This is a genomic window from Corynebacterium sp. CCUG 69979, from assembly GCF_024454095.1.
GTDB lineage: Bacteria > Actinomycetota > Actinomycetes > Mycobacteriales > Mycobacteriaceae > Corynebacterium > Corynebacterium genitalium.
In genome coordinates this window covers 1-26714 of sequence record NZ_JAGPZA010000010.1, presented here as the reverse complement: position 1 = coordinate 26714, position 26714 = coordinate 1, and the positions used below count along the sequence as shown (strand labels likewise).

Annotated in this window: 23 protein-coding genes; 13 read left to right on the top strand and 10 right to left on the bottom strand. The window is 62.2% G+C overall.

The window, feature by feature from the left end; translation table 11 throughout:
• Positions 1-39 precede the first annotated feature (39 nt).
• Positions 40-702 carry a TetR/AcrR family transcriptional regulator gene (locus KBX18_RS07010; RefSeq protein ID WP_005291364.1) on the top strand — a complete coding sequence of 221 codons (663 nt, stop codon included), beginning with the start codon at positions 40-42 and terminating at the stop codon, positions 700-702.
• On the opposite strand, the gene KBX18_RS07005 is transcribed toward KBX18_RS07010, so the two are convergent.
• The 5 genes from KBX18_RS07005 to KBX18_RS06985 form a co-directional block, all read right to left on the bottom strand.
• Positions 699-1472 (bottom strand): hypothetical protein, encoded by a 774-nt coding sequence (locus KBX18_RS07005; RefSeq protein ID WP_255995396.1) that lies wholly within the window; start codon positions 1470-1472, stop codon positions 699-701. The two genes, KBX18_RS07010 and KBX18_RS07005, sit on opposite strands and share 4 nt — an antisense overlap.
• A gap of 125 nt (positions 1473-1597) precedes the next feature.
• Complete coding sequence (locus KBX18_RS07000; protein ID WP_255995395.1) at positions 1598-2152, bottom strand: hypothetical protein; 555 nt, start codon at positions 2150-2152, stop codon at positions 1598-1600.
• Positions 2153-2214: 62 nt separating this feature from the next.
• Positions 2215-3741 carry a bifunctional phosphoribosylaminoimidazolecarboxamide formyltransferase/IMP cyclohydrolase gene (gene purH / locus KBX18_RS06995; RefSeq protein ID WP_255995394.1) on the bottom strand — a complete coding sequence of 509 codons (1527 nt, stop codon included), beginning with the start codon at positions 3739-3741 and terminating at the stop codon, positions 2215-2217.
• Complete coding sequence (gene purN / locus KBX18_RS06990; protein ID WP_305082995.1) at positions 3738-4343, bottom strand: phosphoribosylglycinamide formyltransferase; 606 nt, start codon at positions 4341-4343, stop codon at positions 3738-3740. Before purN ends, purH begins: the two co-directional genes overlap by 4 nt.
• A gap of 2 nt (positions 4344-4345) precedes the next feature.
• The gene (locus KBX18_RS06985) at positions 4346-5845 is read right to left on the bottom strand and encodes a DUF6350 family protein (RefSeq protein WP_255995391.1); all 1500 of its coding nucleotides are present in this window, start codon (positions 5843-5845) and stop codon (positions 4346-4348) included.
• 223 nt (positions 5846-6068) lie between these two features.
• On the opposite strand from KBX18_RS06985, the gene KBX18_RS06980 reads away from it, so the two are divergent.
• Complete coding sequence (locus KBX18_RS06980) at positions 6069-6779, top strand: M23 family metallopeptidase (RefSeq protein ID WP_255995389.1); 711 nt, start codon at positions 6069-6071, stop codon at positions 6777-6779.
• Positions 6780-7093: 314 nt separating this feature from the next.
• The gene (locus KBX18_RS06975; RefSeq protein ID WP_255995388.1) at positions 7094-7771 is read left to right on the top strand and encodes a M23 family metallopeptidase; all 678 of its coding nucleotides are present in this window, start codon (positions 7094-7096) and stop codon (positions 7769-7771) included.
• On the opposite strand, the gene pcrA is transcribed toward KBX18_RS06975, so the two are convergent.
• Positions 7772-10066 (bottom strand): DNA helicase PcrA, encoded by a 2295-nt coding sequence (gene pcrA / locus KBX18_RS06970; RefSeq protein ID WP_255995386.1) that lies wholly within the window; start codon positions 10064-10066, stop codon positions 7772-7774.
• A 70-nt stretch (positions 10067-10136) separates the two neighbouring features.
• Here pcrA and KBX18_RS06965 point away from each other — a divergent pair, with 70 nt between their 5' ends.
• Positions 10137-10430 (top strand): chorismate mutase, encoded by a 294-nt coding sequence (locus KBX18_RS06965; RefSeq protein WP_255995384.1) that lies wholly within the window; start codon positions 10137-10139, stop codon positions 10428-10430.
• Positions 10431-10594: 164 nt separating this feature from the next.
• On the top strand, positions 10595-11605 hold the full coding sequence (locus KBX18_RS06960; protein ID WP_255995383.1) for a hypothetical protein: 1011 nt from the start codon (positions 10595-10597) through the stop codon (positions 11603-11605).
• Between the two features lie 103 nt (positions 11606-11708).
• On the opposite strand, the gene KBX18_RS06955 is transcribed toward KBX18_RS06960, so the two are convergent.
• Positions 11709-12029 (bottom strand): antibiotic biosynthesis monooxygenase, encoded by a 321-nt coding sequence (locus KBX18_RS06955; RefSeq protein ID WP_255995382.1) that lies wholly within the window; start codon positions 12027-12029, stop codon positions 11709-11711.
• A gap of 62 nt (positions 12030-12091) precedes the next feature.
• Here KBX18_RS06955 and pgi point away from each other — a divergent pair, with 62 nt between their 5' ends.
• From pgi to KBX18_RS06940, 3 genes are all read left to right on the top strand, one after another.
• Complete coding sequence (gene pgi / locus KBX18_RS06950; RefSeq protein WP_255995380.1) at positions 12092-13729, top strand: glucose-6-phosphate isomerase; 1638 nt, start codon at positions 12092-12094, stop codon at positions 13727-13729.
• Between the two features lie 46 nt (positions 13730-13775).
• The gene (locus tag KBX18_RS06945; protein WP_255995379.1) at positions 13776-15260 is read left to right on the top strand and encodes a glutamate-cysteine ligase family protein; all 1485 of its coding nucleotides are present in this window, start codon (positions 13776-13778) and stop codon (positions 15258-15260) included.
• Positions 15261-15336: 76 nt separating this feature from the next.
• Positions 15337-15969: a DedA family protein gene (locus tag KBX18_RS06940; protein ID WP_255995378.1), complete on the top strand. Its 633-nt coding sequence runs from the start codon at positions 15337-15339 to the stop codon at positions 15967-15969.
• Positions 15970-16072: 103 nt separating this feature from the next.
• On the opposite strand, the gene KBX18_RS06935 is transcribed toward KBX18_RS06940, so the two are convergent.
• The 3 genes from KBX18_RS06935 to KBX18_RS06925 form a co-directional block, all read right to left on the bottom strand.
• Positions 16073-16921, bottom strand: coding sequence for a DNA-formamidopyrimidine glycosylase family protein (locus tag KBX18_RS06935; RefSeq protein ID WP_255995377.1), 849 nt, complete (start codon positions 16919-16921; stop codon positions 16073-16075).
• The gene (locus tag KBX18_RS06930; protein ID WP_255995376.1) at positions 16908-21650 is read right to left on the bottom strand and encodes an ATP-dependent helicase; all 4743 of its coding nucleotides are present in this window, start codon (positions 21648-21650) and stop codon (positions 16908-16910) included. The genes KBX18_RS06935 and KBX18_RS06930 overlap by 14 nt, the downstream gene beginning before the upstream one ends.
• Before the next feature lie 82 nt (positions 21651-21732).
• Positions 21733-23184: an ATP-binding protein gene (locus tag KBX18_RS06925; RefSeq protein ID WP_255995374.1), complete on the bottom strand. Its 1452-nt coding sequence runs from the start codon at positions 23182-23184 to the stop codon at positions 21733-21735.
• A gap of 143 nt (positions 23185-23327) precedes the next feature.
• Between KBX18_RS06925 and KBX18_RS06920 the strand changes: the two genes are divergently transcribed.
• The 5 genes from KBX18_RS06920 to KBX18_RS06900 all read left to right on the top strand — a co-directional run.
• Positions 23328-24101, top strand: coding sequence for a 3'(2'),5'-bisphosphate nucleotidase CysQ (locus KBX18_RS06920; RefSeq protein WP_005291399.1), 774 nt, complete (start codon positions 23328-23330; stop codon positions 24099-24101).
• Entirely contained in the window at positions 24098-24922 is an 825-nt protein-coding gene (locus KBX18_RS06915; protein WP_255995373.1) for a thymidylate synthase, read from the top strand. Before KBX18_RS06920 ends, KBX18_RS06915 begins: the two co-directional genes overlap by 4 nt.
• Positions 24919-25443 (top strand): dihydrofolate reductase, encoded by a 525-nt coding sequence (locus KBX18_RS06910; RefSeq protein ID WP_255995372.1) that lies wholly within the window; start codon positions 24919-24921, stop codon positions 25441-25443. The genes KBX18_RS06915 and KBX18_RS06910 overlap by 4 nt, the downstream gene beginning before the upstream one ends.
• A gap of 2 nt (positions 25444-25445) precedes the next feature.
• On the top strand, positions 25446-25727 hold the full coding sequence (locus KBX18_RS06905; RefSeq protein WP_255995371.1) for a glutaredoxin domain-containing protein: 282 nt from the start codon (positions 25446-25448) through the stop codon (positions 25725-25727).
• Positions 25728-25850: 123 nt separating this feature from the next.
• On the top strand, positions 25851-26714 hold an 864-nt coding region (locus KBX18_RS06900; protein WP_255995370.1), incomplete at its 3' end, for a Fic family protein.

Genomic DNA, 26714 nt, shown 5'->3' with positions numbered 1-26714 from the left:
TTTTGCTTGACAGGTTTACAGTGTCGCCAGGAGGAAGAAATGGCAGGAAGTGTCGGACGGCCACGGAAGTCGTCGCCGCGACGCTCAGGACGCACGGCACGCGAGGAAATCCTCGACGCGTCTGCGGAGCTGTTCACCAAACAGGGTTTCGCCACAACCTCCACACACGAAATCGCCGATGCCGTGGGCGTGCGTCAGGCATCGCTGTACTACCACTTCCCTTCCAAGGCCGATATTTTCTTGACCCTGCTGAAGTCCACGATCGAACCGTCGCTCGCTCTTGGCGCGGTGCTGCGAGATTCGGATGCGTCTGCGAACCAGAAGCTGTGGGCGCTCGTTGCTGCTCAAACTCGCTTACTGCTGTCCTCAAAGTGGAATATCGGCCGGTTGTACCAGCTGCCAGTGGCCACCTCCGAGGAGTTTGTGGAGTACCACAAGGAACGCGCTGAGCTGGAGGATTACTTCCGCTCCTTTGCGGCTGAGATTGTCGGAGACGACGATCCGCTGGTGGAGATGCCATTCCACATGTCGCTCGCAGCCGTCGAAATGCGCGACAACACGGGAAAGGCGCCCTACCCTCTCGTCACGGATGCGCTGCCGTCGCCATCGGTCATGCTCGCGGACGCGGTGCTCGACGTCTTGCATGCGGAGCTTCCGCCGGACCGCGGCGAGCGCACCATCGAACTGCTGGAAAACAGCTAACAGTTCGCCGCGGGAGCACTCTCGAGCGAACCAGCGATCTGCGCTGCCAGTTGAGTCGCCATCGCCTGTCCGCTTTCGTAACTGCCGTCGCCCGCGGTCACAGCGATAGCTACGGCGACATTCCGCCCCACACTGTCGTGCACAAGTCCGAATTGACGGACCTCGTACGCACCATTGCTTGACGACGGCCCCCACCCGCCCTTGAACCTCGCCCCCGGGAGAGTACCTAACCCGTAGGACTGGTCGACCGTGATCCCGCCCATGAGACTGAGTACTGGTTCAGAGCCGGTCACGCACTGCAAGTTGGAGGCGAAGCGGGCTTGCTCAGCCACAGACCAGACAGTTTGGCCGAAGGGCGAGAACTCCGACCGGATCCGCTCCCGCTGGACCGGAACCGGCGTACCGCCTTCCGCTAGCACCGCTTCCACAGCTTCCGGCGACACGCTGTTCCACAACGCCATCGCGGCGTCGTTGTCGGAGACCATGATGGCCGTCGAAGCCTGCCCCGCCATTTCTGGGTGCTCCTTCAACGCGGCGATAGCAATGGGCACCTTGATTGTGGACCATGCCGCAAAGCCTGTCGTGTCCCCGGCGGAGAACTCACCTCCGCGGCCGGACACCGCGACTTCGGCGCGGCCGCCAAAGCCGTCGAGCACATTGGCAACAGCATCGTTCAACACGGTCTGGGCATCACCTACTGGTGCCGGAGGCATGACCTGCTCCTGCCGCGGGGGCACGTGGACCGGATCATTCTCTGCGGGGATGTCCATGGAAGGCTCTGGAAGAGTGCGGCCGTCACCACCGCCTGCCGGACTGCTGGAACCGACCGTGCATGCAGACAACAACAACGCGCACACGGTCGCGCATGAGAACGCGGGAAATCGTCGCACAGGACCTAAGAAATATAGACAGCCGCGTTGTTCCCGCCGGTGCACGCCACGTGCGCTCCTTGGTCACGGCAGGTCATGTCGTAGTTCTTACCGGTGACGGGGCTGTACACACCGTACAGAGTGACGTTCGAGCTACCGGTGGAGTTGTACTTAGCCACAAAGGCGGAGAACACGTTTGCCGCGAACTGCGGAGTCGTCACATCAGAGTCGTTGACCCAATAATCCGTGTAGTTCTTCGTGGGCTTGTTCGCAGGCTTCGGTTGCTGCTGCTCGTTCGGCGAGGGCGCGTTCACCGTCTGGGTAACGGTGGGGCGATCGCCCTCACTCGGCTGCTGCACGCTGGTCAAGGCGGGCTCATTGGCCGCGCGGTTCGCGTCCGAATTCGTCGTGAAGTAATAAACCAGAAATCCCGTCAGGGCGATGGCTAACAGCCCGGCGATGACGCTCATGATGATCATCCCTGCGTTGGATGATTTCTGTTGCGTCACCGGCGGGTACTGCGGGGGATACATACCAGGCTGGTACTGGTTGTGGGGTGCGCCCCAGTATTCGTTGCTCACACTGTTGATTATTGCACTGTTTCCAGGGAAAGCACTACAAGGGCGCGTGGGCTGACCGGCGGTTAGTGCGAGAAGTGGCGGGTGCCCGTGAAGTACATGGTCACGCCAGCTTCCTTGGCCGCTGCCACAACCTCATCGTCGCGGATGGAACCGCCCGGCTGCACCACTGCCTTCACCCCTGCGTCCGCCAAGATTTGGAAGCCGTCGGCGAAGGGGAAGAAAGCATCGGACGCGGCAACGGCTCCGTTGGAACGGTTACGTCCCTCGTCAAGGGTGTTCGCGCGCTCGACTGCCAGACGGGCCGAGTCGAGACGGTTGACTTGCCCCATCCCGACACCCACCGCGGCTCCATCACGGGCAATGAGGATGGCGTTGGACTTCACGCATCGCACGGAATTCCATGCGAACTCGAGGTCCTTAAGAGTTTGCTCGTCAGCCGGCTCCCCGGCGGCAAGCTCCCAGTTCTCCGGATTGTCACCGTCGGCTTGGTAGATATCGCGATCCTGCAGCAGCGTGCCACCGGAGATCTGCACGATGTCCATTCCTTCACGCTCTGGCTGCTCGGCGGTGAGGATGCGCAGGTTCTTCTTGGTTTGCAGCAGCTCCAGGGCTTCCGGGGCGTACCCCGGCGCAATGATGACTTCGGTGAAGATCGGGGCGACTTGCTCAGCCATCTCCACGGTGACTTCGCGGTTGGCGGCGATCACACCGCCGTAGGCGCTGACCGGGTCGCAGGCGTGGGCCTTGGAGTGCGCCTCGGCGATAGAGGTGTCCGAGACTGCGATGCCGCACGGGTTCGCGTGCTTGATCACGGCCACGCATGGACGCTCGTGGTCCCAGCACGCGCGCCAGGCAGCGTCAGCGTCTTGGTAGTTGTTGTAGCTCATCTCCTTGCCGCCGTGCTGGGTGGCACCCGCCAGGCCCGTACCGTCCGAGATGAGGGTCGCGGACTGGTGCGGGTTTTCGCCGTACCGGAGAGTCGTCCGCGTGCTCCCTTCGTCCAGTTGCTCGGCGAACCAGGCGGATACTTCAGAGTCGTAGATCGCGGTGTGCGTGAACGCGTCTGCCGCGAGCTGGCGGCGCTGCGCTGCGTCGAAGCCACCGCCTCGCACAGCGTCGATGACTTCGCTGTACCGCGAAGGGTCCACCACGACCGCGACGGACGGGTGGTTCTTCGCAGCCGCGCGCACCATCGAGGGGCCACCAATGTCGATCATCTCGACGACCTCGTCGAATCCCGCACCGGAATCAGCTGTCTCACTAAACGGATAAAGATTGACCACGACGAGATCGAACGGCTCCACACCGAGCTCCTGGATCTGCTTGACGTGCTCTTCCTTGCGCAGGTCAGCCAGAATACCGGCGTGAACGCGCGGGTGCAGCGTCTTCACACGGCCCTCGAGCACCTCCGGGAAGCCGGTCAGCTCCGCGACCTCAGTCACGTTCGCGCCAGCGTCCTTGATGTGCTGCGCAGTCGAACCAGTGGAGACGATCTCCACGCCAGCCTCGGCGAGAGCAGTCGCGAGCTCATCCAGGCCCGTCTTATCGAAAACACTGATCAGGGCACGTTTGATAGGTGTGCGGGTCATGCGGAGAACTCAACCTTTCCGGTCGTCGTGGGGGTGGCGCGATGGAGCGTATCGACGATCAACTCGCGCTCCATCACCTTAATCCGTTCGTGCAACTCTTCTTCAGTTTCACCCTCGCGCACATTCAGCGCACGCTGGGCAATGATTTCGCCCGTGTCTACCCCCGAATCGATGTAGTGCACCGTCGTTCCGGTGACTTTCACGCCGTACGCCAGAGCGTCCCGGACGGCGTGCGCTCCGGGGAACGCCGGCAGAAGTGCTGGGTGGGTGTTGATGAGCGAGCCTTCGAACCGATCCAAGAAACCCTGCCCGAGGATCTTCATGAATCCGGCGGAGACGACCACATCGGGGTCTGTACTCGCCACCGTCTCCGCGAGACGGACATTCCACTCGTCGCGGTCACCCTCCACTGCGACAACCGCGGCGCGGATCCCAGCAGCGCGCGCCCGGTCCAATGCAGGGCACTCAACGTCGGCGACGACGAGGTCTACACTGTAGCGGCCTTGGTGATCAAGGATGGCCTGCAATAGCGTCCCCGACCCCGACACCAACACGGCAACGGAAATCTCTGGAGAGCCTGAAGAGTCTGACACAACGGCCAAGTCTAGTCCGTGACGGGGCGCTGCGTTTCACTCAACGGGTCAGCCTCATCGGCCTCGAGCCCGGCTTCGCCTTCCCGCTGTTTCAGAACTGAGTAGGCAGTGGATCCGCCTGCTGGCTGCTCTCCCTCAGAGACACCCTCATCGGATTCTTCCGCCTCGGGTTTGGACTCGGGCTGAGGTTCTTCGACCTCGCGGTGGCCGTCTTCACGCCCGTCCGTCTCGAGCTCCCTTGGCACGTCGACGACATCGTCCGCGTCCTCGGCATCCTCGGCGTCTGCTGCCACAGTGCGGCCCCTGATCGCTGACACGATCCAGGCCAGGCCAATCACTCCTCCAACCCAACACAGTGCCGCTAGGGCGAAGAACAAAGGTGACGGCCCGATCCAGCCGTACGCACCGACATGGCCGCCAGCCATGAGCGCGCCAACAAGAGCGAAAACGGCAGCGATGAGGGTGCAGGCGGCGATGTCGATGGGGAGGAAACGTCGAGAAGCGACGAAGTGGATGAGCACCGCTGCCGGCACGATCATCAGCACTGGCGCCCACGCGGGCACAGTGCCTGGGATCGCGCCGAAGAGCGGCAGCGGCGGAAGCGGCACAAGTGCAGCACTGAAGAGAGAGACACCGCCCTCGGCGATCTGCATCGGAGCGCCGAGCAACACGGACAGTGTGGAGATGACCGCGTTCGGCAGATAGAGGATACACAGCCCCACCAGCGCGAGTACCCCTCCCCCATCCAAAACCGGGAACTGGGCGACTAGGTCCGTGATGCGTCCGTAGCCGACAGCGAGGAGCGCAAGGTAAACGATCGCCGCGGCCGTAAGGAGGCGTAGCGCGAGCGTGGCCATTGCGCGGGTGGCGCTGATCAACGCGACCGGCAATGAGGCACGATCGAACAGCGCGCGCCACAGCCGCTCACTCATGCCGCACGCCATCCCAGCGAGGTGAACGAACACCGGAATGAAGAGCGCCTTGTGAATCGCAGGCGGACTGACGGGAAAAACGCTCGACGCATCCGCCACCATGAACCACGCTATCGCGGAGAGGGTGAACGGAATGAGCACCACAAGGCCAAAGATCGCATACAGATCGAGCACACTCACCCGCTCGCGCGTGGCGACGCGGACACGCCACGCAATGAACGCAGCCACCAAGACCGCCGGCAAGAGCGGAAGTGAGCCCAAGATCACACCATCGAAAATCACGGGTACACCGTGGAGCACGAACCACGTCTCTGCGATCGCGGCGGGCAACGCGGCGACGCGACCACCAGCGAGCAGGATAGTAGCCAGGCAGACGGCGATAGTGCCCAGCACAAGCACGATATTGGGCACGCCGATGTACGGCGCGTAATGGCGGACGCGCTCCTTCATCGTCGACGGCGCTGCCGGTGTCGCGTTCGCCCGCGCAGCATCTGATACATTCACTGAGCGCGGGCGACGACGAGCGACCGTGGGCGACGTTCGGGACGAACGCGTCGGAGGACTAGACTTCTTACTCATTGCATTCCACCTTGTCACGGGTGACGTGCGAATCGTGGTGAGACACGTTTGTCAGACACTTCACTTTCCGGCGTAACACATGAGATCTTCCACCCGATTTGGTTAAAGTTGCCCGAAAGGTTGCTTAACGTTCTGGAACTGACTAGTCTGTGTCCGGTAGATAACAACTCGGTTACGATTATGGAACGACCCGTAACCCATTGACGATCTAACGAGGTTTACGTTGAACTCTTCGAGCACACGCCGCACCCACGGCAAGCACCGGAAACAGACCCCTAACAAGGGCCGTGTCGCACTTGTCGCCCTGACCACGGGTGCAGTGACAACTGGCGGCGCTTCGGTAGCTACCACGGCTAATAATGACCGCCCTGCCGATGCGCAGACTGCTTTTGACGGGATTGCCCCCGCCGAAGAGGCAGCCCCGCAGGAAGCGCCTCAGATCCTGGCGATCAGCGAGTACAAGCCGGTGGACAATCTCGCTGAACAGCTGGGGAAGGCTGTTGAGTTTGCAGAGGAGCGCAAGGCAGCAGACGAGGCTGCCCGCACGCCGAAGTCCATGAAGCCGGCAGAGGGCACTTTCACCTCCGGTTTTGGTATGCGCTGGGGCGCGATGCACAACGGCATCGACATCGCCAACGCCGTGGGCACCCCGATCATCGCTGTGGCTGATGCCGTGGTCATCGACTCCGGCCCGGCACAGGGTTACGGCAACTGGATCCGCCTCCGCCACGATGACGGCACCGTTTCCGTCTACGGCCATATGGAGACCCTCGACGTCGCCGTCGGTGAGCGCGTCAAGGCTGGTCAGAAGATCGCTGGCATGGGTAGCCGCGGCTTCTCCACCGGCTCCCACCTCCACTTTCAGGTCCACCCTGACGGCACCACCCCGGTCGACCCTGTGCCGTGGCTCGCAGCTCGCGGCATCACGGTTTAGAACCTCCGTAGAACGCCCCCTCCTTATCGGGAAGGGGGCGTTTTTCGTTGCATGGTGGCGCTTCTGGTACAGGTTTCAATCACGGAAAATCACCCCCGCCCGATACCCCCGCCTCAAAACTCACAGGTTTCACAATAGTCACAGAAGTTAACTGCCGTATCCAGCGCGTTTCCGTGGGATCCTTCCCCAACAGGAGCGAATTTGCACGTCAACGGCCGTGTCCGAGCATTGATCGGGGCTCCAGAGCCAGTTAGCATGTGGCGAGTTCAACGGACCATTCCATGCGTAGAGACGAAGAAGCAAAGAAGGATGCAATGAAACGACGCTTGATCGCCGCAGCGGTGGCCCTCACGACCCTGGCCGCCATCCCCGCGCACGCCATCAACGTGTCTGTCGACGGCGAAGACGTCGACGGTCTCGCCCCTGCCCTGCCGTCCATCGGCATGGCCCTCGACGACATCCTGTCCCAGGGAGCCACGTTCTCTGCGGCCGGCTACAGCATCGTCTACGACCCACGCGCGCTGCCGGAGTACGACGAGGAGGAAGCGACCGTAGAGGTCCCCACCACCTCCGTGACCCCGCAGGAGGGCACCGCGCCAAGCGGCCAGAAGGTCGTCCTTCCGGCAGCGGGCCGCTTCACCTCAGGCTACGGCCCGCGTTGGGGCCGCATGCACAACGGCATCGACATCGCCAACGGCATCGGCACCCCGATCTACTCCGTCATGGACGGCACCGTGATCAACGCCGGCCCGGCGCAAGGCTTCGGCAAGTGGGTCCGCGTGCGTCACGACGACGGCACCATCACCGTCTACGGCCACGTCCACTCCTTCAACGTGAGCGTGGGCCAGCGCGTGACCGCAGGCGAGCAAATCGCCGAGATGGGCAATGAGGGCCAGTCCACCGGCCCGCACCTGCACTTCGAAGTCCGTCCGGGCGGCGGCAACGCCATCGACCCGGTGCCGTGGCTCAAGGACCGCGGCATTGAGGTGTAGCTAGAGCTTTTCCATCGGCACACCGCCGATGAGCATCAGCCGCACGGTTCCGCTGGAACCGAAGTCGATGGTGACGGTCTCCCTGGCTCCGACACCATCGACACTCATGACCGTGCCCAGCCCGTACTTAGCGTGGTTAACGCGGTCGCCCTTAGCCAGGTGCAGATCCTTATTCACAGGTGTGCGCTCGCGGCGCGGCATTGCACGCCGCGAAGGCGCGGGACTCCCCCACGCTTCGTTGGAGAACGAGTACTCCGGTTCAACCCGGCGCCAGTCGAGGAGGTCTTCCGGGACCTCCGCGAGGAAGCGGCTGGCAGGGTTGTTCATCGGACTGCCCCACGACGAGCGCGTCAGCGCCCGAGTCAGGTAAAGACGCTCCCGGGCACGCGTGATACCTACATAGGCGAGACGACGCTCCTCCGCGAGCTCAGCTGGATCGCCCATTGCCCGCATGTGCGGGAACTGGCCGTCCTCCCATCCGGTGACGAAGACGACCGGGAACTCCAGGCCCTTCGCCGTGTGCAAAGTCATCAGCGTGACCACGCCCTGGCCCTCATCCGGGATCTGGTCCGCGTCTGCGACCAACGACACACGCTCCAGAAAGGCCTGCAAAGACCCCGGCTGGGCTTCTCCGCTCTCCGGGTCCCACTCCTCGCCGTAGGCCATCTGGTTCGCCGCTTCAGAGGAGAACTCGCGCGCCACAGAAACCAACTCGTTGAGGTTGTCTAGGCGCGCCCCGTCCTGCGGATCATTCGAGGCTTCCAGCTCCGCCTTGTACCCCGTGACGTCGAGAATGCGCGTCACCAAAGCCCCCAAGTCGGGCATTCCTGTGACTTCGTTTCTCAGCTCCGGCATCTCGTCCCGCAGCCCTTGAATCATCTCGACAAAACCGCCGATCGCGTTCTTCGCGCGGGGGCCTAGGGTGGGGATCTCTCCCGCTGCGCCGTCGATAAGCGCGCGCCCGAAACTCATCCCGTGATTGTCCGCGTGAAGCGCGACCATCGCCTGCGCTTTGTCGCCGATGGCGCGCTTGGGCACGTTAATGATGCGTCGCATGCTTACCGAATCATCCGGGTTGTCCAGAATGCGCAGGTACGCAACGATGTCGCGGATCTCGCGGCGCTCGTAGAAGCGCGTGCCGCCGACGACCTTGTACGGGACACCGGCACGGATGAAAATATCCTCCAACGCGCGTGAGGAGTTGTTGGTGCGGTACATCACGGCAATGTCGCCGTACTGCACTCCCCGATCAGCGAGCTCGTCGATCTCGGTGGAGACGAAACGAGCCTCATCGTGCTCATTGTCAGCAACGTAGCCGACGATCTTCTCCCCTGTGCCCGTGTCAGTCCACAGCTTCTTCGGGCGGCGGCCAGCATTCTGTGCGATCACGGCATTCGCCGCGGCGAGGATGTTCTGCGTCGAGCGGTAGTTCTGCTCCAGCAGAATCGTCGTGGCGTCGGGGTAATCACGCTCGAACTCCTCAATGTTGCGGATCGTCGCACCGCGGAAGGCGTAGATCGACTGATCCGAATCACCAACGACCGCCAGCTCCGGCGCATCAGGGCCATTGCCGACGAGGGTGTGGATCAGCTCGTACTGTGCGTGGTTCGTGTCCTGATACTCATCCACAAGCACGTGACGGAAGCGGCGACGATAGTACTCCACCACCTGCGGATGCTGCTTGAACAACCCGACAACCTCGCCGATCAGATCGTCGAAGTCCACCGCATTGCCCTCCCGCAGCCGACGCTGGTACTGCGTGTACACCGCAGCCACGGTGACCTCGAAGGGGTTCTTCGTCGTCTGGGCGTTCGCAGCTGCCTCCTCCGGGCCAATGAGCTCGTTTTTCAGGTTCGAGATCCCGTTGGCCAGCGTCCGCGCGGAAAACTTCTTCAGGTCCAGGTTCATCTCTTTGGCGATCATGCCCAGCAAACGGCGCGAATCATCACCGTCATAGATGGTGAAGTTCGTGTTCAGCCCCGGCACCAGCTGCGCCTGCTGCCGCAGAATACGCACGCACACAGAGTGGAACGTGGCCACCCACATCCGCTCCGCCTGCGGGCCGATGAGAGCACCCACGCGCTCCTTCATCTCGGCGGCGGCCTTATTGGTGAAGGTGATCGCCAGAATCTCCCACGGTGACACCCCACGCACCTGCAGCAGATACGCAATGCGCCGCGTCAGCACAGCCGTTTTGCCAGAGCCCGCGCCAGCAACAATGAGCAGCGGGCTGCCCGTGTGCTCCACGGCGGCCTTCTGCTGCGGATTCAACCCCAAAGTCAAGTCAGTTCCCATGATGGCTACAACCGTACTAGGCGGGTGTACCACACCTGTCCCGCAGCCGGTCATGGCAGAATAAAGCGCTATGAGCGAGTTCGAGATCAGGCATCCGTCGGGCACCGACGATCCGCTTTCCAACGCTGAAATTCAGCGCTACCGGCAAGAGATCGACCGACTCGATCGGCTGATCCTCGACTCCGTGAAGCGCCGCACCGAGATCTCCCAAGCGATCGGCAAAACCCGCATGGGTTCCGGCGGGACGCGGTTGGTGCACAACCGCGAGGTGGCCATCATCAACCAGTTCCGCGACGAGCTAGGAGAAGAAGGCCCGAACCTGGCGGCGATCCTGCTCAGGCTCGGGCGGGGCAAGTTGGGCTAAGTTAGCGGGCGGCCTGGATATAGTTTGCACCCGGCCCCTTCCGAGCTGACAAAACCGCAGGTCAGATTTAACTTCCACGGCAAGCGTGCAAACTATATCCAACAAGGCCACACTGTTCGCGATTCAAGGGAACCGAACCACCCTTCCCGCAGTCTAAGAAGGGCATGGGCTACACAAAACTTGCGTGCGTCGATCGGATGGCTATTTCCCGCCGAGTCCCCGGCACCCTCAACCGGACAGGCGGGGGAATTCAGGTTTCTTCCGGTTTCTTCGCGTCAGACTTCCCGGTTCGATCACCTGAACTTGCCCGGCACGATGCCCGATTCCACCCCCACAACACCGCCTACCGGGTGCCTGCCGGTCTACGAGCTGTAGCCCACGCCCATGAGAACCCCAACTGCGTGGTCGCAGGTCTCAGCGCTCTCGCCCTGTTGGGTTTTCCCTACCTAGCCGACTCGTGCGACACCACGATGAACACACCGGTGGATCGGAGGGAAAGGGAATGGGGGCTGGTCAGGAGGCGTCGAAAAGCGAAGGGCACGTGGACCGTCATTTGGAACGGGCTAGAGATACCCGTCAGCGCACCACCCGACGCTGTCGTTGAAGCTGTTCAAGATGTCCGCGCAGGGATCCACTCATGGTCAAGCCCAGCATGGGTAGCTGACCCTATCGTCCTGTGGGCTGTCCAGCTAGTCGACGCCTCACGCCACCTACTTGGAGTCACCCCCGAATCCATCCTGGATGCCGCGCGCGGCCGAGTGGACAACCGATGGCTGCGCAACGTTCTCCAGCTCTCTAGCGCGCGGGCTGAATCGCCCAAAGAAACTGAGATGCGTCTCATGTGCACAGCGCTGACGGAAAAACCCAACCTCATTGGCGACACTGAATGGGCACAGGCCGCGCGGGAATTCGGATCACACGGGCTCGCCTTCACCGAGCAAGTCCCGCTTTACGACGGCCCACGCCTCATCACCACCTTCGACCTCGCCCTTACAGACCTCAAGATTGCCCTGATGTACGACGGCGAACACCACCTAGCTCGCGACCAACGAGACACCGACTTCCGGATCAACCTGGAATGCCAGCTCATGGGATGGACCGTCGTGCGGATCTCAGCTGGGACGCTCCACGACCTACCAAGAATCCTCCTCGCGTTGCTCCGGGAAAGGGCCTAGAGGTGGCGTCAAGATATTGTTTGCATTCGCTCGTGACGGTCTGGACAAAACCCCAGTTCAGAATTGTTTACCTGTGCAACTATGCAAACTAAATCTCGGGCCCCTAGTCCTCCTCGAGCGAGTCGAGCACGACCTCGAACTCGAGCAGTTCCGCCCCAGATGCGACCGGCTTGCGGGCCTCGCCACCCTCGCCGTGTGCGTGTGCAGAGCGGCCTTCCCCGGCCCACCAGTTGTTATAGGACTCTTCATCCGCCCACCGGGTGACCACGAAATAGCGCTCTTCCCCCTTGACGGGGCGCAGCAGCTGAAAGCCTTCGAAACCGGGCTGATTGTCAATGGCGTGTTTGCGGGCCTTGAAGCGCTCCTCCAGGTGCTCGCCAGCGTCCTTAGGGACAGTGATTGCGTTGATCTTCACAATGCTCATGCGGCCCATTATCCCCGAAAATTAACCCCGAGAGCCCGGGATATTTCACTACCCTTGGGGCCATGACCGACATCACCTCCACCGCTGCCTGGAACAACCTGCTCAAGCTTCACGCCGAGAAGAAGGCGACCACCCTGCGCGAACTGTTCGCCCACGATGACCACCGCGCTGAGACCTATACTTTTGACGCTGCTGGCCTGCACGTCGACCTGTCCAAGAACCTCGTTGACGCCGACATTCTCGCCGCGCTCGTGGAGCTTGCCGAGGAGGCCGACCTGAAGGGTGCCACGGAGAAAATGTTCACCGGCGAGCGCATCAACTCCACTGAGGACCGTGCTGTGCTGCACACCGCGCTGCGCATCCCGGCGGAGCGGGATCTGAAAGTCGACGGCCAGGACGCTGCAGCAGACGTCCACGAAGTGCTGGGCCGGATGCGCGATTTCGCCTCCAAGCTGCGCTCGGGCGAGTGGCAGGGACACACCGGCCACACGATCAAGAAGGTGGTCAACATCGGTATCGGCGGCTCGGACCTGGGTCCCGCGATGGCGGCAAACGCGCTGCGCACGTACGCCACGGCGGGCATTACCGCCGAGTTCGTCTCTAACGTCGATCCAGCTGACATGTCCCGGGTCCTCGATGAGGTCAATCCGGAGGAAACGCTGTTCATCGTTGCATCGAAGACCTTCACCACGCAGGAGACCCTGTCCAACGCGCATGCTGCGAAGCGTTGGCTGCTGGAGCAGTTCGACGGTGACCAGTCCGCCATCGCGAAGCACTTCGTAGCGGTGTCCACGAACGCGGAGAAGGTCGCCGAGTTCGGCATCGACACTGACAACATGTTCCCGTTCTGGGACTGGGTCGGCGGCCGCTACTCGGTCGATTCTGCAATCGGTCTGTCGCTCATGGCGGTCATCGGCCCGCAGGACTTCATGCGTTTCCTCGAGGGCTTCCACGCGATGGACGAGCACTTCCGCACCACCCCGAACGAGCGCAACGTCCCGGCACTGATGGGCCTGCTCAACGTCTGGTACCGCAACTTCTACGGCGCGCAGACCCACGCCGTGCTCCCCTACTCCGAGGACCTCTCCCGCTTCCCCGCCTACCTTCAGCAGCTCACCATGGAGAGCAACGGCAAGAGCACGCTTATCGACGGCTCCCCCGTCACCGTCGACACCGGCGAGATCTTCTGGGGAGAACCGGGCACGAACGGGCAGCACGCCTTTTACCAGCTCATCCACCAGGGAACGACGATGATCCCGGCGGACTTCATCGGCTTTGCCACCCCGAAGGAAGACCTGCCGACGGCCACCGGTGAAGGATCGATGCACGATCTGCTCATGGGGAATTTCTTCGCCCAAACCAAGGTGCTCGCTTTCGGGAGGACGCAGCAAGAGGTGGAGGCAAGTGGCGTCGATAAGCAGCTGGCGCCGCACAAAGTCATGCCGGGCAACCGCCCGACCACCACGATCCTCGCCCCAGAACTCACACCGCACGCGCTTGGCGCACTCATCGCGCTGTACGAGCACATCACCTTCACCCAAGGCGTGATCTGGGGCATCAACTCCTTCGACCAGTGGGGTGTTGAGCTGGGCAAAGAGCAGGCCAACCAGCTGGCGGGCGCTGTCAGCGGCGAAGAAACACCCGACACCGGCGACGCTTCAACGGACGCGCTGATCCGCTGGTACCGCGAACAAAAGTAAATGAAATGCGGTTGATCGGCGCCGCCTGCGGTTATTCTTGACAACCATGGGCGACGCCGTATCACGCGATTCTTATACCCCGAAGCAGCGGACGCAGTACCGCAATTACCTGCTCGACGAGCTCGAGGTTTTTGACAAGCACCTCCAAAAGGCCGAATTCGTCGATCACGGCACGATCGGTTTGGAGCTCGAGCTCAACCTCGTCGACGAGAATGCAGCGCCTGCGGGTTGCAACGATGCGGTGCTCGCTGAGCTTTCAGATGAATACCAGGCCGAAGTCGGGCGCTACAACGTCGAGGTGAACCACCCTCCGTTGTCGATGGAAGGCGACGGGCTCACGAGGCTGCACAACGGACTGAACGAGCGCCTGCACAATGTGCAGGAAGCCGCGACGGCGGCAGGAGCGCGGATGGCGATGATCGGCACCCTGCCGACCGTCACCACCGAATACCTGAAAAGCCCCGAGTGGATGACCAAAGAGAACCGCTACGCTGCCCTGACGAACTCGGTGATGCAGGCCCGCGGCGAACTCGTAGACATCGACATCGCGCGCGAAGAGCGGTACCGAGAATCCTTTGAGGACATTGCTACCGAGTCCACCTGCACCTCGATGCAGCTGCATCTGCAAGTCGCCCCCGACCGTTTCGCGGACGCGTGGAATGCCTCCCAAGCTATCGCGGGCGTGCAGGTGGCGCTCGGAGCAAATTCCCCACTGTTCTTAGGCCACCGAGTGTGGCACGAATCCCGCATCCCCATCTTCCAACAGTCCATGGACACCCGCACCGCGGAGCTGGTTAACCAGGGCGTGCGGCCGCGCGTGTGGTTCGGTGAACGCTGGATCACGTCCGTGTTCGACCTGTTCGAGGAAAACGTCCGCTACTTCTCCCCGCTCATCCCGGAAGGCCGCGCCGAAGCAGGCAAACCGATCATGGACGGCAACAGCCCCGGCCTGCACTACCTCAATCTGCAGAACGGCACGATCTGGCGGTGGAACCGGCCGATTTACGATCCGTCGACGGAGCTGTCCCACATCCGCGTGGAGAACCGCATCCTCCCGGCGGGCCCGACGACGATCGACATCATTGCGGACGCAGCTTTCTACTACGGCATGGTCAAGTTCCTCGGCGAACAGACTCGACCCGTCTGGTCGCGCCTGACTTTCACCGATGCGACGAATAACTTCTTCGCCGGCGCGCGCGACGGCCTCGGTGCCCGGGTTGTGTGGCCCACGCTGGGGCGTATCGACGTCTCCAACCTCGTCCTCAACCACCTCCTAGACCAAGCGCGACTCGGGTTGGAGATGCTCGAGGTCGACGAGAACTTGATTGACAAGTACCTGGGCGTCATCGAAGGGCGCGCGTGGCGGCGCCAGAACGGCGCATCGTGGCAGCTCGATGCTTTGGCCTCCACCGGCGCGGGCACGAAGCCCGGTTCCCCGGAACGCCAGGACGCACTTGCCCGTGTGCTCGAGGCGTACCTGGAGAATCAGAAGACCTCCGCCCCGGTGCATACCTGGTCAACAGATATCTAACGGTGCGCGTTTCTAGTCCAGATACCTTTAGCGGATAGAGTGCTAGAGGACTGACCGCCAGAAGAAAGAGTGACGCGTGTCCGGAATCATCGATTGGATTGTCAACCTCATGGATGCCCTCGGCGCCCCCGGCGTGGGCATCGCGATCCTGCTGGAGAACCTCTTCCCGCCAATCCCCTCGGAGGTCGTGCTGCCGCTGGGCGGCTTCACCGTCGCGCAGGGTTCCCTGAACTTCGTGTCGGTGTTCATCTGGGCGACCATTGGTTCCGTCGTCGGCGCGTACATGCTCTATGGCCTGGGTGCGTGGTTGGGCGCTGACCGCCTGCGCGCCATCGCGGATTGGATGTGGCTGGTCAAGGCCTCCGACGTGGATAAAGCTCTGGAGTGGTTCGACCGTTACGGCAAGCCGTCGATCTTCTTCGGGCGTCTCATCCCCGGCGTGCGCTCGCTGATCTCCATTCCCGCCGGCCTCGACCGAATGAACCTGCTCACTTTCGGCCTGTGGACCACCCTGGGCTCCGGCATTTGGAACTTCATCCTGATCTACCTCGGTTTCAAGCTCGGTGAGAACTGGGACGTTGTCGAGCGCTACGTCGACCAATACTCCAAGGTCGTCTACGTCCTGCTCATCCTCATCATCCTGGGCTTCTTGGTCTTCTTCATCCGCCGCGCCATCCGCGAGCACAACGAGACCGCACCGCAGGCGTAGGGGTTCACGGGTCCCTTGCGGAAAAGTTGACAAACTGGATTTCCGTCTAGCAACGTAACCGCAGGTCACGGCGTTTTAGTCGTTTGAGCACGGTCCCGCTATGTCAACTTTTCCGCACGGCGCGTTCTGCCCAGCCCTCTGGCTCTGGCTGGCAGGTGGGGCACCACCAGATCACGCGCTCTAGGTCACCCGCACCGCCGAGGAACCCGTTTTTGATCAAGGTGGCGCAGCGCCGGCAGGGCTTGTTGTTTCGACCGAAGACGTAAGCCGTCTCCCCGGCCCGTTTCACCCCGGTGGAGACGCGTTTGACCTCATCTTTGTTCGTCCACATGAGGCGGCGGGAAATATCGATGATCGACCGAACCTTCTCCTCCCCCAACTCCCCAACGGTGCGGGCAGGGTGGACGCCGGCGAGGAAGCAGATCTCGGCGCGGTACTCGTTGCCAATTCCCGCGACACGGTATTGGTCCATCAGCGCGCGCCCGATCTCTCTTTCCGGTGCGGCGAGAATGCGTCGATAAGCCTCCGCAGAATCGAAGTCTTCCGCGAGCATGTCTGGGCCGAGATAGCCCATCTCCTCCTCGTACGCGACGGCAGGGAAGACGTCGACAAGACCGAGGGAATGGCCGACCAGCTCGATATCGCCGGCCGCATCCGCAAGCTGGAGCACGACTCGAGCTGTGTGACCAGGCTTCTTCCAGCGACTGCCCGCGCGGTGAACGGACCAGGTTCCCTCCATCTTGAGGTGGGTGTGCAGTATCTCGGGCTCGTAGCTGTCCGCGCCGAACTGCATGAACAAGTGCTTACCGTAGGGCCAGACGCGGTCGACGCTCATGCCGGTGAAGTCGACGGTGGCAAAGCGGGGCACGCGCAGAGAGCACTTGGTCACCTCGCGGCCGGTCATGAACTGCAGCCGTTTGGACAGCTGGTAGACCGAATCACCCTCGGGCATCGGTATCCTCCTCGTCAGACGGGTCGTCGAAGCTGAGGTCGTCCAGCTCCATCGACTTGATCGCGTCGGTCACCGTCCGGCCACGGCGCTTCGGCGAAGCAACCGTTCTGCCGCCGATCTTCGCGCCCTTCGGCGAACCGGCCGCGCCGTATTCTTTCAGGATGAACGCGGGCCCGCCGTTGAGCTTTTCGACGGTCAATGGCGTCATCCTCCCCTGCCCCACAACATCGGCGAGCGCCCCGACGACCATGCGTAGAAGCTCTACGTCCCTGTCACCGTCGACGACACCCTCGGGGAAGCCGTCGAAGAAAGTGGTCATGGTCTTGCCGCCGCGGGTGGTGTGGGCGGCGAGGAGGCCGTCGATAAGCACGACGAGCGCGCCGGCAGACCGTGTCGGGCCGGATTCTGGCCATGGCAACGCCGCGCCGTACGGGTTCGCGGGGTCGGTGGCGGCAAGCACGTAGACCTTCGGTTCCTTGGTGCCGGACGGCCAGCCGACGAGGTCATCTGAGTCCTGGTGCCCGCGCAAACGGTCGATCGTGGCTGGCGTGGAGAATTGCGCGGCGCCGAGCCCTTCGACGAGGTAACCGCGCATGGCTTTGCCGGACTCCTCGAAACCGGAGAGCGTCTTATAGGCCAGGGCGAAACCGCCGGGGATGTCCTCGGAGACGATGCTGCCGCGGGTGACCACGCCGTAACGGTCAAGCCACGCTTCACCGTGCGCCAGCGAACGTTGCGTCGGATCAGTGTCAGGCGTTGGTGTCGCAGCCCAGCGCCCGGTCATGTCCGGCGGAGTCACGGTGGTGAAGGTGGTGCGCCCAGAGCGGATTCTGCTTCTCGACGGCCGCCGCTTCGCCCTGTGCGCCGTCTTCCCATGCTTACCGCCGGCGAGGCGAGCACGGATCGGAGCGAACGAGTCAGGTGCGATCAGACCCGCCTCGACGAGATCCCACACGGACTCGCGGAGCTCGTCGGTGGTCGCGCTGCGCGCACCACCGACACCATCCAACAAGTCCGTGAACAGGTAGCCGCCGCCGGCGCGGATCTTGTCCATCACCTGCTGCTGGGTGAGACTGAGCAGGGGTTCTTCCGGGATCGGCATGAGTTGGGCGGCGTAGTCGGCGGGCAGCAGCATGATCCATGGGTCGCGTGCGCCGGCCTTGCCTGCCCCGACGATGACGACTTCGCCGCCCAACGTCAGCTCGTCGAGCATCTCCGGGGAGTAATCGCCCACGCGCGACGGGAGGATCATGGACTCCCACGCGCTGGCAGGAAGGCGGACGCCAGCGAGCTGCTCAATGACCGAATACACGCCGTCCGCACCGCGCAACGGCGGCCGCGTGCCGGCAGGGGCGATGTTGAGCCAGGCCGGCATGAACCGGCCGAGCGCCGATTGTGAGACCGGGCGAGTCTGTGCGCGGGCAGCGGCGAGCGACCGGGTGCGCACGATGCGCAGAACCTCGGCGGCCATGTACTCCTGCTCGTCAACACCCTGGCGGTAGCGGCCTTCAATGACCTTGTCGGCGTCAACCAGCGGGGTCAACGCCGTGTAGGCCGCACCGACCGACAGGCCGAATGCGTTCGCCAGGTCGCGGAGCGTGAACGGCCCGCGCGTGCGCACCCAGCGGCTCACCAACTGGTTCAGAGCGTCCGGGATGGTGGCCACTTGGGCGGGGATGCCGGGCGGGACAGGGACGCCGAGCCCGTCGCGAAGCAGTGGTGCATCGAGTGATTGCGCCAGATGCTCGCGGCCGCCGATGCGAACGACCATGACTCGTTTGCCGAGGCTTTCCGCGAGTGCCGCTAGCGGCACTGAACTGTAGGTGGGCAGCTCAGCGACCGGGATCGGGCCGACGATGCGCAGCGTGTCCGCGAACTGCTCGGAGGTGTCCGCCTTGCCAACGCGGCGGAGGGAGGCGTCGACCTCTGCGATGACATCAGCGTCGAGAAGCTCTCTTAGCTCCACGGTTCCCAGCAATTTAGCTAGCAGCGACGGGTCGAGCGACAGCGCCGCCGCGCGCTTTTCCGCCAGCGGAGTGTCGCCTTCGTACATGAACGCGCCGGTGTAGTTGAACAGCAACGACGAGGCGAAGGGGCTCGGCTGGTCCGTGGTCACCTCAGCGACGCGGATGCGGCGGGTAGCCAGCTGGCGCATCACGTCCTGCAGCGCCGGCAAATCGTAGACATCCTGCAAACACTCGCGGACTGTCTCGAGGATGATCGGGAAGGACGGGTAGTTACGGGCGACGTCGAGGAGCTGCTCGGCGCGCTGACGCTGCTGCCACAACGGCGCGCGCTTGCCCGGATTGCGGCGCGGAAGAAGCAGCGCGCGGGCAGCGCACTCGCGGAAACGGGACGCAAACAGCGCGGAGTTGCCCACCTGTTCAGTCACGATGTCTGCGATCTCGTCCGCGTCGAAGCCGAACACCGACGCATCCGGCTCTTTCTCCCCTTGCGGCAGGCGCAGCACAATGCCGTCATCACCCGCGACAGCCTGGGCATCCATGCCGGTCTCCTGCGCCACGCGCCACCCCGTCGCCAACGCCCACGCGGCATTGACCCCCTTGCCGAACGGAGTGTGCAGCACGACCCGCCAGTCCCCCACCTCATCCGTGAAGCGTTCGAGGACCAGCGTTTTCTCATCAGGGATGACGCCAGTCGCTTCCTCCTGCTCGTCGAGGTATTTCAGGAGGTTGTCGCGGGCGTACGCATCCAGGCTCGGGTCGATCTCACCGCCGCTTTTCGCTTCTCGACGAAACTCGCCAAGCGCAAGACCCAATTCATACGGCCGACCCAAACTGTCGCCGGACCAGAACGGCAAGCGGCCGGTGTGGCCCGGCGCGGGGCTGACCTGGACTTGGTCGCGCGTGATGTTCTCAATCCGCCAACTGGATGCGCCGAGTGTGAACACGTCTCCGACGCGGGATTCATAGACCATCTCCTCATCGAGCTCCCCGACGCGCCGGGGTGCTCCTCCGTCGGCGTCCGTGCCGATCAGGAACACTCCAAACATTCCTCTGTCCGGAATGGTGCCGGCGTTGGTGACAGCAACGCGTTGGGCGCCTGGGCGGGCTTTGAGGGTGGTGCCGTCAAGAATCGCGCGGGGGCGCAGCTCGGCGAAGTCGGTGGAGGGGTAGACGCCGACAACGAGGTCGATCACCGCATCGAAAACCTCGCGGGCCAAGTCGCGGTAGGGCCAGGCACGGGTGACGGTCTCGTACCAGTCGTCGACTTCGAGGTCCTCTACCGCGACAGCGGCAACGGTCTGCTGTGCGAGCACGTCAAGCGGGCTTTTCGGGGTGTGCAGCTCCTCGATGAGGCCTTCACGCATGCGTGGGACGGTGACAGCCGTTTGGACAAGGTCGGAGCGGTGCTTTGGGTAGAACGAGCCCTCTGACACGGCACCGACGGAGTGCCCGGCGCGGCCGACACGCTGCAAGCCCGAGGCCACCGACGGCGGAGATTCAACCTGGACGACCAGGTCCACCGCACCCATGTCGATGCCGAGCTCGAGCGAGCTGGTGGACACCACTGCCTTGAGCGTGCCCTCCTTCAGGGCGGTCTCCGTGGTCACGCGCTCTTCTTTCGACACGCTGCCGTGGTGGGCGCGGGCGATCACTGGCGCAGCTTTGCCTGCCACGTCGGACGCCTTCATTAGCTGTGCTGGTGTGCGCCGAAGTTCCGGGCTGAGGGATTCCGGGTCGTGCTCCGCCGCCCAGATCTCGTTGAGGCGGCTGGTCAGGCGCTCCGCGGTCCGGCGCGCGTTGACGAATACGATCGTCGAGCGATGCGCCATAATCTCCCGGTACAACTGCGCCTCAATGTGCGGCCAAATGGACGATTGGCCCGGAGTTGGCGGCGGGGCGAGGTCGAAGTCAATGACATCTTCGGCTGTCGGAGTGACATCGATAACCGCATCCCCGATCGGGGATCCCTCTTCGGGCACCGGCAGGTCACTCATGTCCTCAACGGGCACGTGGACGTCGAGCTTCCACTTCTTCTCCGCGGGCGGGTTGACGATGGTTGTGCGCTCCCCCAGGAAATTCGCCACCGCGTCGAGCGGCCGGACGGTTGCCGAGAGACCAATGCGCTGGAAATTCCCGGCAAGGCGGCGCAGCCGCTCCAGCGACAGCGCCAAGTGCACACCGCGTTTCGTGCCGGCAAGCGCGTGGATTTCATCGATGATCACGGTATCGACGGTTTTCAGAATCCCCGCCGACTTGCTGGTCAGCATCAAGTACAGGCTTTCCGGCGTAGTGATGAGGATGTCCGGAGGTTTGCGGGCCTGCCGGTTGCGTTCAGACTGCGGAGTATCCCCCGAGCGCACCGCGACGGAAACGTCCGGCATGTCCAGACCCATCCGCTGGGCTACGCGAGCGATACCGGTGAGCGGCGCGCGGAGGTTGTTCTCCACGTCCACACCGAGCGCTTTCAGCGGAGAGATATAGAGGACGCGCACGCCGTCGCGCGTCCCCTCAGTGCTGCGCTGCAACGCCGCGTTTTCAGTGAAGTGGAGCGATTGCTGCCCCGCGCGACCCACCATCTGATTGAGGGACCATAGGAAGGCGGCGAGCGTCTTACCTGAACCGGTCGGGGCGACCACGAGGGTGTTCTCCCCCTCCGAAATCGACCGCCACGCCTGGTCCTGGACTGCAGTCGGCCCCGCGAAGACCTCTTCGAACCAGGTGGCTACCTGGGGGTGGAAGCGGTCGAGGACGTTCGCGGGCATGGGATCACTTTAGCCCGGCAGCACTTCACACTTAACTTCACACTACATAACACCTGTGTGAAGTTAAGTGTGAAGTTGAGTGCTATGTCGACCGCCGGGACAGCCGGTAGCGCTGACGTGGCGAGCGGACCGGCTCAGTAGCTTCAACAGTGCCGGAGTTGATGAGCTGCTTAACAGCACCAGTGACCGCGCTACGGCTCAAGCCTGTTTCGGCGACCAGCTCCGCCGCTGACCACGATTCCCTCTGAGTAAACAGGTCGTGCACTCTATCCGAAGCGGTGACGTGGCGTTCCTGGGGTGCCACGCGTCGCTTCCTGAAGATCACTGTGAAATCAGTGATCCTGTTGATGAACTCTGGTGGCGCCATTAGTGCTTCCTGCAGCGCTCGGTTCATCGTTGCAATGCCTGAACCGCGGTTTTCCGCAACCGGGCCACCACCGTCGAAAGTCAGATCTTCAAGGAAAGACGCCAGCCTTTGGTTACGAGATGAACTAACGCCTGCGTCCCCGAGATTCTCCACGGTCACACCGCCGTAAAGCCCACCAGGACTCGTAATCTCCAACCGGTCCACGAACATATTGATTTGCACCTGACCCCCCTGCGCACTTGGGGAGTAATCGCGGTGCATGAGGGCGTTCACCAGCGCTTCCCTCACAGCCACCAGCGGATAATCAGGCACATCGGTGCGGTAGACCTCCCCAATCACGCTTGCAGTTCGCATATTCTTCTCGACGGCTGCCACACCAGCTTCGACGAGTTCCGGAATTGTTCCGGCGAATGTAGCACTATCCAGCAACCGCGCTCCGGTTGTGACATCGCCCTTACCTGTTCCGGGGAACAAGCCGAAGGTCACAGTGAGACGGGGAAAGAATTGTTGCGGATAATCCCCCATGGTGAGCAAAGATGCGAGCGTGGGATGGTCCCCATCGAGAATTTTGAGTCGCCGAAGTGCCTTTTCTTCCCCATCGGCAAATGTCTTCGGGCGCTGCTTTCTCTGCACTTTGAGAAAACCTGACAATTCAGGTTCCGACAAATCGTCTACAAACGCTTCAGCGACTGGCTGTTCATCCCACTTTGGTGGAACCTCTTCCTCAAGAAGCCGGTCGACCTCGTACTTGCTCAGCCGTCTCTCGCTGTCACCTGAGCGGATGTAGGATCCGTTGTACCGCCCCTGACTTGTGACGTAACAGGGTTTATCCTCGCGGTTCAGTTCTGATATCTCAGCGACGAGAACAGGCACATCATCAATGTGGTGTATGTCAACAACCGGACGGACCGGAGGCGTGAGTTCGTCGCATCGCGACACGAGCGCGTCGCGCTCCTTGACGGGATCAAAACCCACGACTGGCTGAAAACCGTCAACCTCACTCAAACCCACAATAAGGATCCCGTTGCCAGAGTTAGAGAATGCGCTGAGCGTCTCACGAATGTTTTTGCCCACCCCACTCTTGATTTCGACGGCTTGGCCTTCCGCCCCGATCACGCGCAGATCTGCAATGAGCGCGTCTACCTCATCCTTATTCACGGAAATCACCTCAGACTCTCCAACTTCACACTCAACATAACACTACATAACACTTGTGTGAAGATAAGTGTGAAGTTGAGTGTTAAGTTCCCCGGCGACCACGACCCGGCACGGCGCGCGCGCACTGGCGGTATAGCGGTATGGTTTGAACCATGACGGCAACGTACTCGGACTCACGGTTGACTAACCTGATTGCTCTTGGCACCGGCGAAATCCTCAAAGGCATCCGCGGTGTCGGGCTGTTGCGCGGACGCGAGCTCGGGGAAGCCGGCGATGACCTTGCTCAGAACTGGATTGCCCGGGTCCTAGAGCAGCACCGCCCGGATGACGGTTTCCTGTCCGAAGAAGCAGTGGATGATCTTTCCCGTCTGGAGAACAACCGCGTGTGGATCGTGGATCCGCTCGACGGAACAAAAGAGTTCGCGACCGGCCGCCAGGACTGGGCAGTGCACATCGCCCTCGTCGAGGACGGGGTACCCACGCACGCGGCTGTCGGCCTGCCGGACCTGGGCGTGGTGTTCAAGTCCTCCGATGTCCGCCACGTTGCCGGCCCGCTGTCCCGCAAGATTGCGCTGTCCCACAACCGTCCGCCGGCTGTCGCCCGTTTCATCGCGGACAAGCTCGGTTTTGGCGCTGAAGGTATCGGTTCGGCCGGCGCGAAGGCGATGCACGTGCTGCTCGGTGATTATGACGCCTACATTCACGCCGGCGGCCAGTACGAGTGGGACCAGGCGGCGCCGGTGGGTGTCGCTAAGGCAGCAGGCCTGCATGCTTCGCGTCTCGACGGCTCCGAGATCCGCTTCAATAACCAAGACACCTACATTCCGGACTTGCTCATTTGCCGCCCCGAGCTTGCCGACGATATTCTCTCCCACGCCGCCACTTACCTCGAAGAGAATGGCAGTTACGAGGGCATCGCAAAGTGACAGATTCCATTAACACCAATAGCGCTATCAACACACCGTACGAGGACCTCCTCCGCGAGATCCTCGACACTGGTGTTGCCAAAGAAGACCGCACGGGCACAGGCACGGTCAGTGTCTTTGGCAAGCAGCTGCGCTACGACCTGTCGGACTCATTCCCGCTCCTGACCACCAAGAAGGTCTACTTCAAGGGTGTTGTCGGGGAGCTGCTGTGGTTCCTCAAGGGCGACTCGAATGTGAAGTGGCTGCAGGACAACGGCATCCGCATCTGGAACGAGTGGGCGAATGACAACGGCGAGCTCGGCCCTGTCTACGGCGTGCAGTGGCGTTCCTGGCCCACCCCGGATGGCCAGCACATCGATCAGATCCAGGGCGCGCTGGATCTGCTGCGGCAGGATCCGTCGTCACGCAGAAACCTGGTGTCCGCGTGGAACGTCGCTGAGCTAGACAAGATGGCACTGATGCCGTGCCACCTGCTGTTCCAGCTCTATGTCGCAGACGGCAAGCTGTCCATGCAGGTCTATCAGCGTTCCGCCGACATGTTCCTCGGTGTGCCGTTCAACATTGCGTCGTATTCGCTACTGACGCACATGTTCGCGCAGCAGGCGGGTCTGGATGTTGGCGAGCTCGTCTGGACCGGCGGTGACTGCCACATTTACAGCAACCACTTAGACCAGGTTCGCGAGCAGCTCACCCGCGAGCCGCGTCCGTACCCGCAGCTCACGCTGAACAAGGCGGACTCGATCTTCGACTACGGCTTCGACGACATCGCTGTCGAGGGATACGACCCGCACCCGACGATTAGCGCGCAGGTATCCGTATGATCGGCGCGATTTGGGCGCAGTCTGTCGACGGGGTCATCGGCGACGGCCATGGTATGCCCTGGTACCTCCCCGAGGATCTGAAGAACTTCAAGGAGACCACGCTCGGTCATCCCGTCATCATGGGCCGGCGCACGTGGGAATCACTGCCTGTCACTCCCCTGCCGTGCCGCCCGAACCACATTATTTCGTCTCGCGAGCCCGGCACATGGTCGAAAGGGGCGTTCGTCTCCCACGACCTGCCCGAGTTCAGCGCCAACATGAACGCCTGGATCATCGGTGGCGCCCAACTCTATGAAGCCACTCTCGACGAGGTCGACATCATTGAGCGCACGCTTATCGACGTCTCCTTGACCCCCCTCCTCGGCCCCAGCGCCGTCCTCGCCCCGCGCGTGACCGACGACTTTGACCTAGTCAGCGAGACTGAGTGGATGACCTCCGAGCGTGGCCGCCTTGAGCTCGGCGATGAAACGTCAGCTCCGCTGCGCTACCGCTTCCAACGCTTCGAACGAAAGGCTCAATAGCAATGGCTACCACCCCGGAAACGACCTCCCCCGTCACCGTCTTCGTCGCCTCCTGGTGCCCGTTCTGCTCCCGGCTCATCGCCGACCTTGGTCGCGCTGACCTGCCTGAGGGCACCGTCGAGATCATCGATGTCGATGCCCCCGGCACCGAATCCATCTCCGAGTGGATCGAATCCGTCAACGACGGCAACCGCGTCGTGCCGACAGTCCTCTACTCCGACGGCACCCACGACACCAACCCGCCTGCGGCCGACGTGCTAGCCAAGATCGGCGAGCTGAGCTAACAGCAAAATTGCAATTTACAGCTCCTCCCCCAGCCCGTATTTTTCAAAATGCGGGCTTTTTGCAAAATACAGGCTTAAGATAGGTCTCTAGATTGCACCCCGACGACCAGGGAGGTTCGCAACATGAGCCCTTACAAGCAGCTAAAACAGGTCTTCCACAGCCATCAACACGGTGAAAAAATCGCAAAGGAGCAGCACGAGCTGCGTCTTGCCTCGCCCGCAACGGTCACCTGGGACTTCAACGTGGGCGACCACCCCTTGTTTGTCGTGCATACGAACGAGGTCGTGGAAGCGATTGAGCGGGTGTGGAGCAACGAACTGCAGATCGCCCCTAAGTGGTCATCACTTCCTGATGCCGCCAAGAGCCACTACCTGAGCGGCCTCCTTATCGAAGAGATCAAGGCAACGAACAGCATCGAAGGCATTCGCTCCACTCGCCAAGAAATCGCCGAAGCACTGAAGCAACCACGGACAACCGCGCACAAGCGATTCCGTGAAATGGCGGCCTTGTACTCATCTCTGCTCTTTCCCCGAGAAGCTGCACGGGCCTTCCCCCAGTCACCACAAGCGCTTCGCTCGCTTTACGACGAACTCCTGGCCGACGAGATTGCAGATAGCGACAAGCCTGACGGCCAGTTATTCCGTGCCCACTCAGTTTCGATTCACGATGGGCAAAAAGAGATTCATGCCGCTCCGACGGACGAAGCCGAAATCACCGCGAGACTCGAGACCTTCCTTGCTACGCAAAGCGCGGATACCCACCGCCTGGTCAGTGCTTTCATGGGGCACTTCATGTTCGAATACACTCACCCGTTCTACGACGGAAACGGCCGCATCGGCCGCTTTCTCTTGGCTTTCGCCCTGATTAAGGCGCTGTCCGCCCCGACTGCAATGTCAGTGTCGCACCAGCTTTCCATCCAGCGCTCCAAGTACTACAAAGCGTTCGAGGAGACAGAGGCACCTCTCAATCGAGGCGAAGGAACCTTC

What these genes read in the sequence shown, in the direction of transcription:
- KBX18_RS06930 (WP_255995376.1), bottom strand. Translation starts at nt 21,650, where the DNA reads ATGCCCGCGAACGTCCTCGACCGCTTCCACCCCCAGGTAGCCACCTGG.
- KBX18_RS06975 (WP_255995388.1), top strand. Translation starts at nt 7,094, where the DNA reads ATGAAACGACGCTTGATCGCCGCAGCGGTGGCCCTCACGACCCTGGCC.
- KBX18_RS06965 (WP_255995384.1), top strand. Translation starts at nt 10,137, where the DNA reads ATGAGCGAGTTCGAGATCAGGCATCCGTCGGGCACCGACGATCCGCTT.
- KBX18_RS07005 (WP_255995396.1), bottom strand. Translation starts at nt 1,472, where the DNA reads ATGGACATCCCCGCAGAGAATGATCCGGTCCACGTGCCCCCGCGGCAG.
- purH (WP_255995394.1), bottom strand. Translation starts at nt 3,741, where the DNA reads ATGACCCGCACACCTATCAAACGTGCCCTGATCAGTGTTTTCGATAAG.
- pcrA (WP_255995386.1), bottom strand. Translation starts at nt 10,066, where the DNA reads ATGGGAACTGACTTGACTTTGGGGTTGAATCCGCAGCAGAAGGCCGCC.
- KBX18_RS06910 (WP_255995372.1), top strand. Translation starts at nt 24,919, where the DNA reads ATGATCGGCGCGATTTGGGCGCAGTCTGTCGACGGGGTCATCGGCGAC.
- KBX18_RS07010 (WP_005291364.1), top strand. Translation starts at nt 40, where the DNA reads ATGGCAGGAAGTGTCGGACGGCCACGGAAGTCGTCGCCGCGACGCTCA.
- KBX18_RS06960 (WP_255995383.1), top strand. Translation starts at nt 10,595, where the DNA reads ATGGGCTACACAAAACTTGCGTGCGTCGATCGGATGGCTATTTCCCGC.
- KBX18_RS06935 (WP_255995377.1), bottom strand. Translation starts at nt 16,921, where the DNA reads ATGCCCGAGGGTGATTCGGTCTACCAGCTGTCCAAACGGCTGCAGTTC.
- KBX18_RS06920 (WP_005291399.1), top strand. Translation starts at nt 23,328, where the DNA reads ATGACGGCAACGTACTCGGACTCACGGTTGACTAACCTGATTGCTCTT.
- KBX18_RS06955 (WP_255995382.1), bottom strand. Translation starts at nt 12,029, where the DNA reads ATGAGCATTGTGAAGATCAACGCAATCACTGTCCCTAAGGACGCTGGC.
- KBX18_RS06945 (WP_255995379.1), top strand. Translation starts at nt 13,776, where the DNA reads ATGGGCGACGCCGTATCACGCGATTCTTATACCCCGAAGCAGCGGACG.
- pgi (WP_255995380.1), top strand. Translation starts at nt 12,092, where the DNA reads ATGACCGACATCACCTCCACCGCTGCCTGGAACAACCTGCTCAAGCTT.
- KBX18_RS06905 (WP_255995371.1), top strand. Translation starts at nt 25,446, where the DNA reads ATGGCTACCACCCCGGAAACGACCTCCCCCGTCACCGTCTTCGTCGCC.
- KBX18_RS06985 (WP_255995391.1), bottom strand. Translation starts at nt 5,845, where the DNA reads ATGAGTAAGAAGTCTAGTCCTCCGACGCGTTCGTCCCGAACGTCGCCC.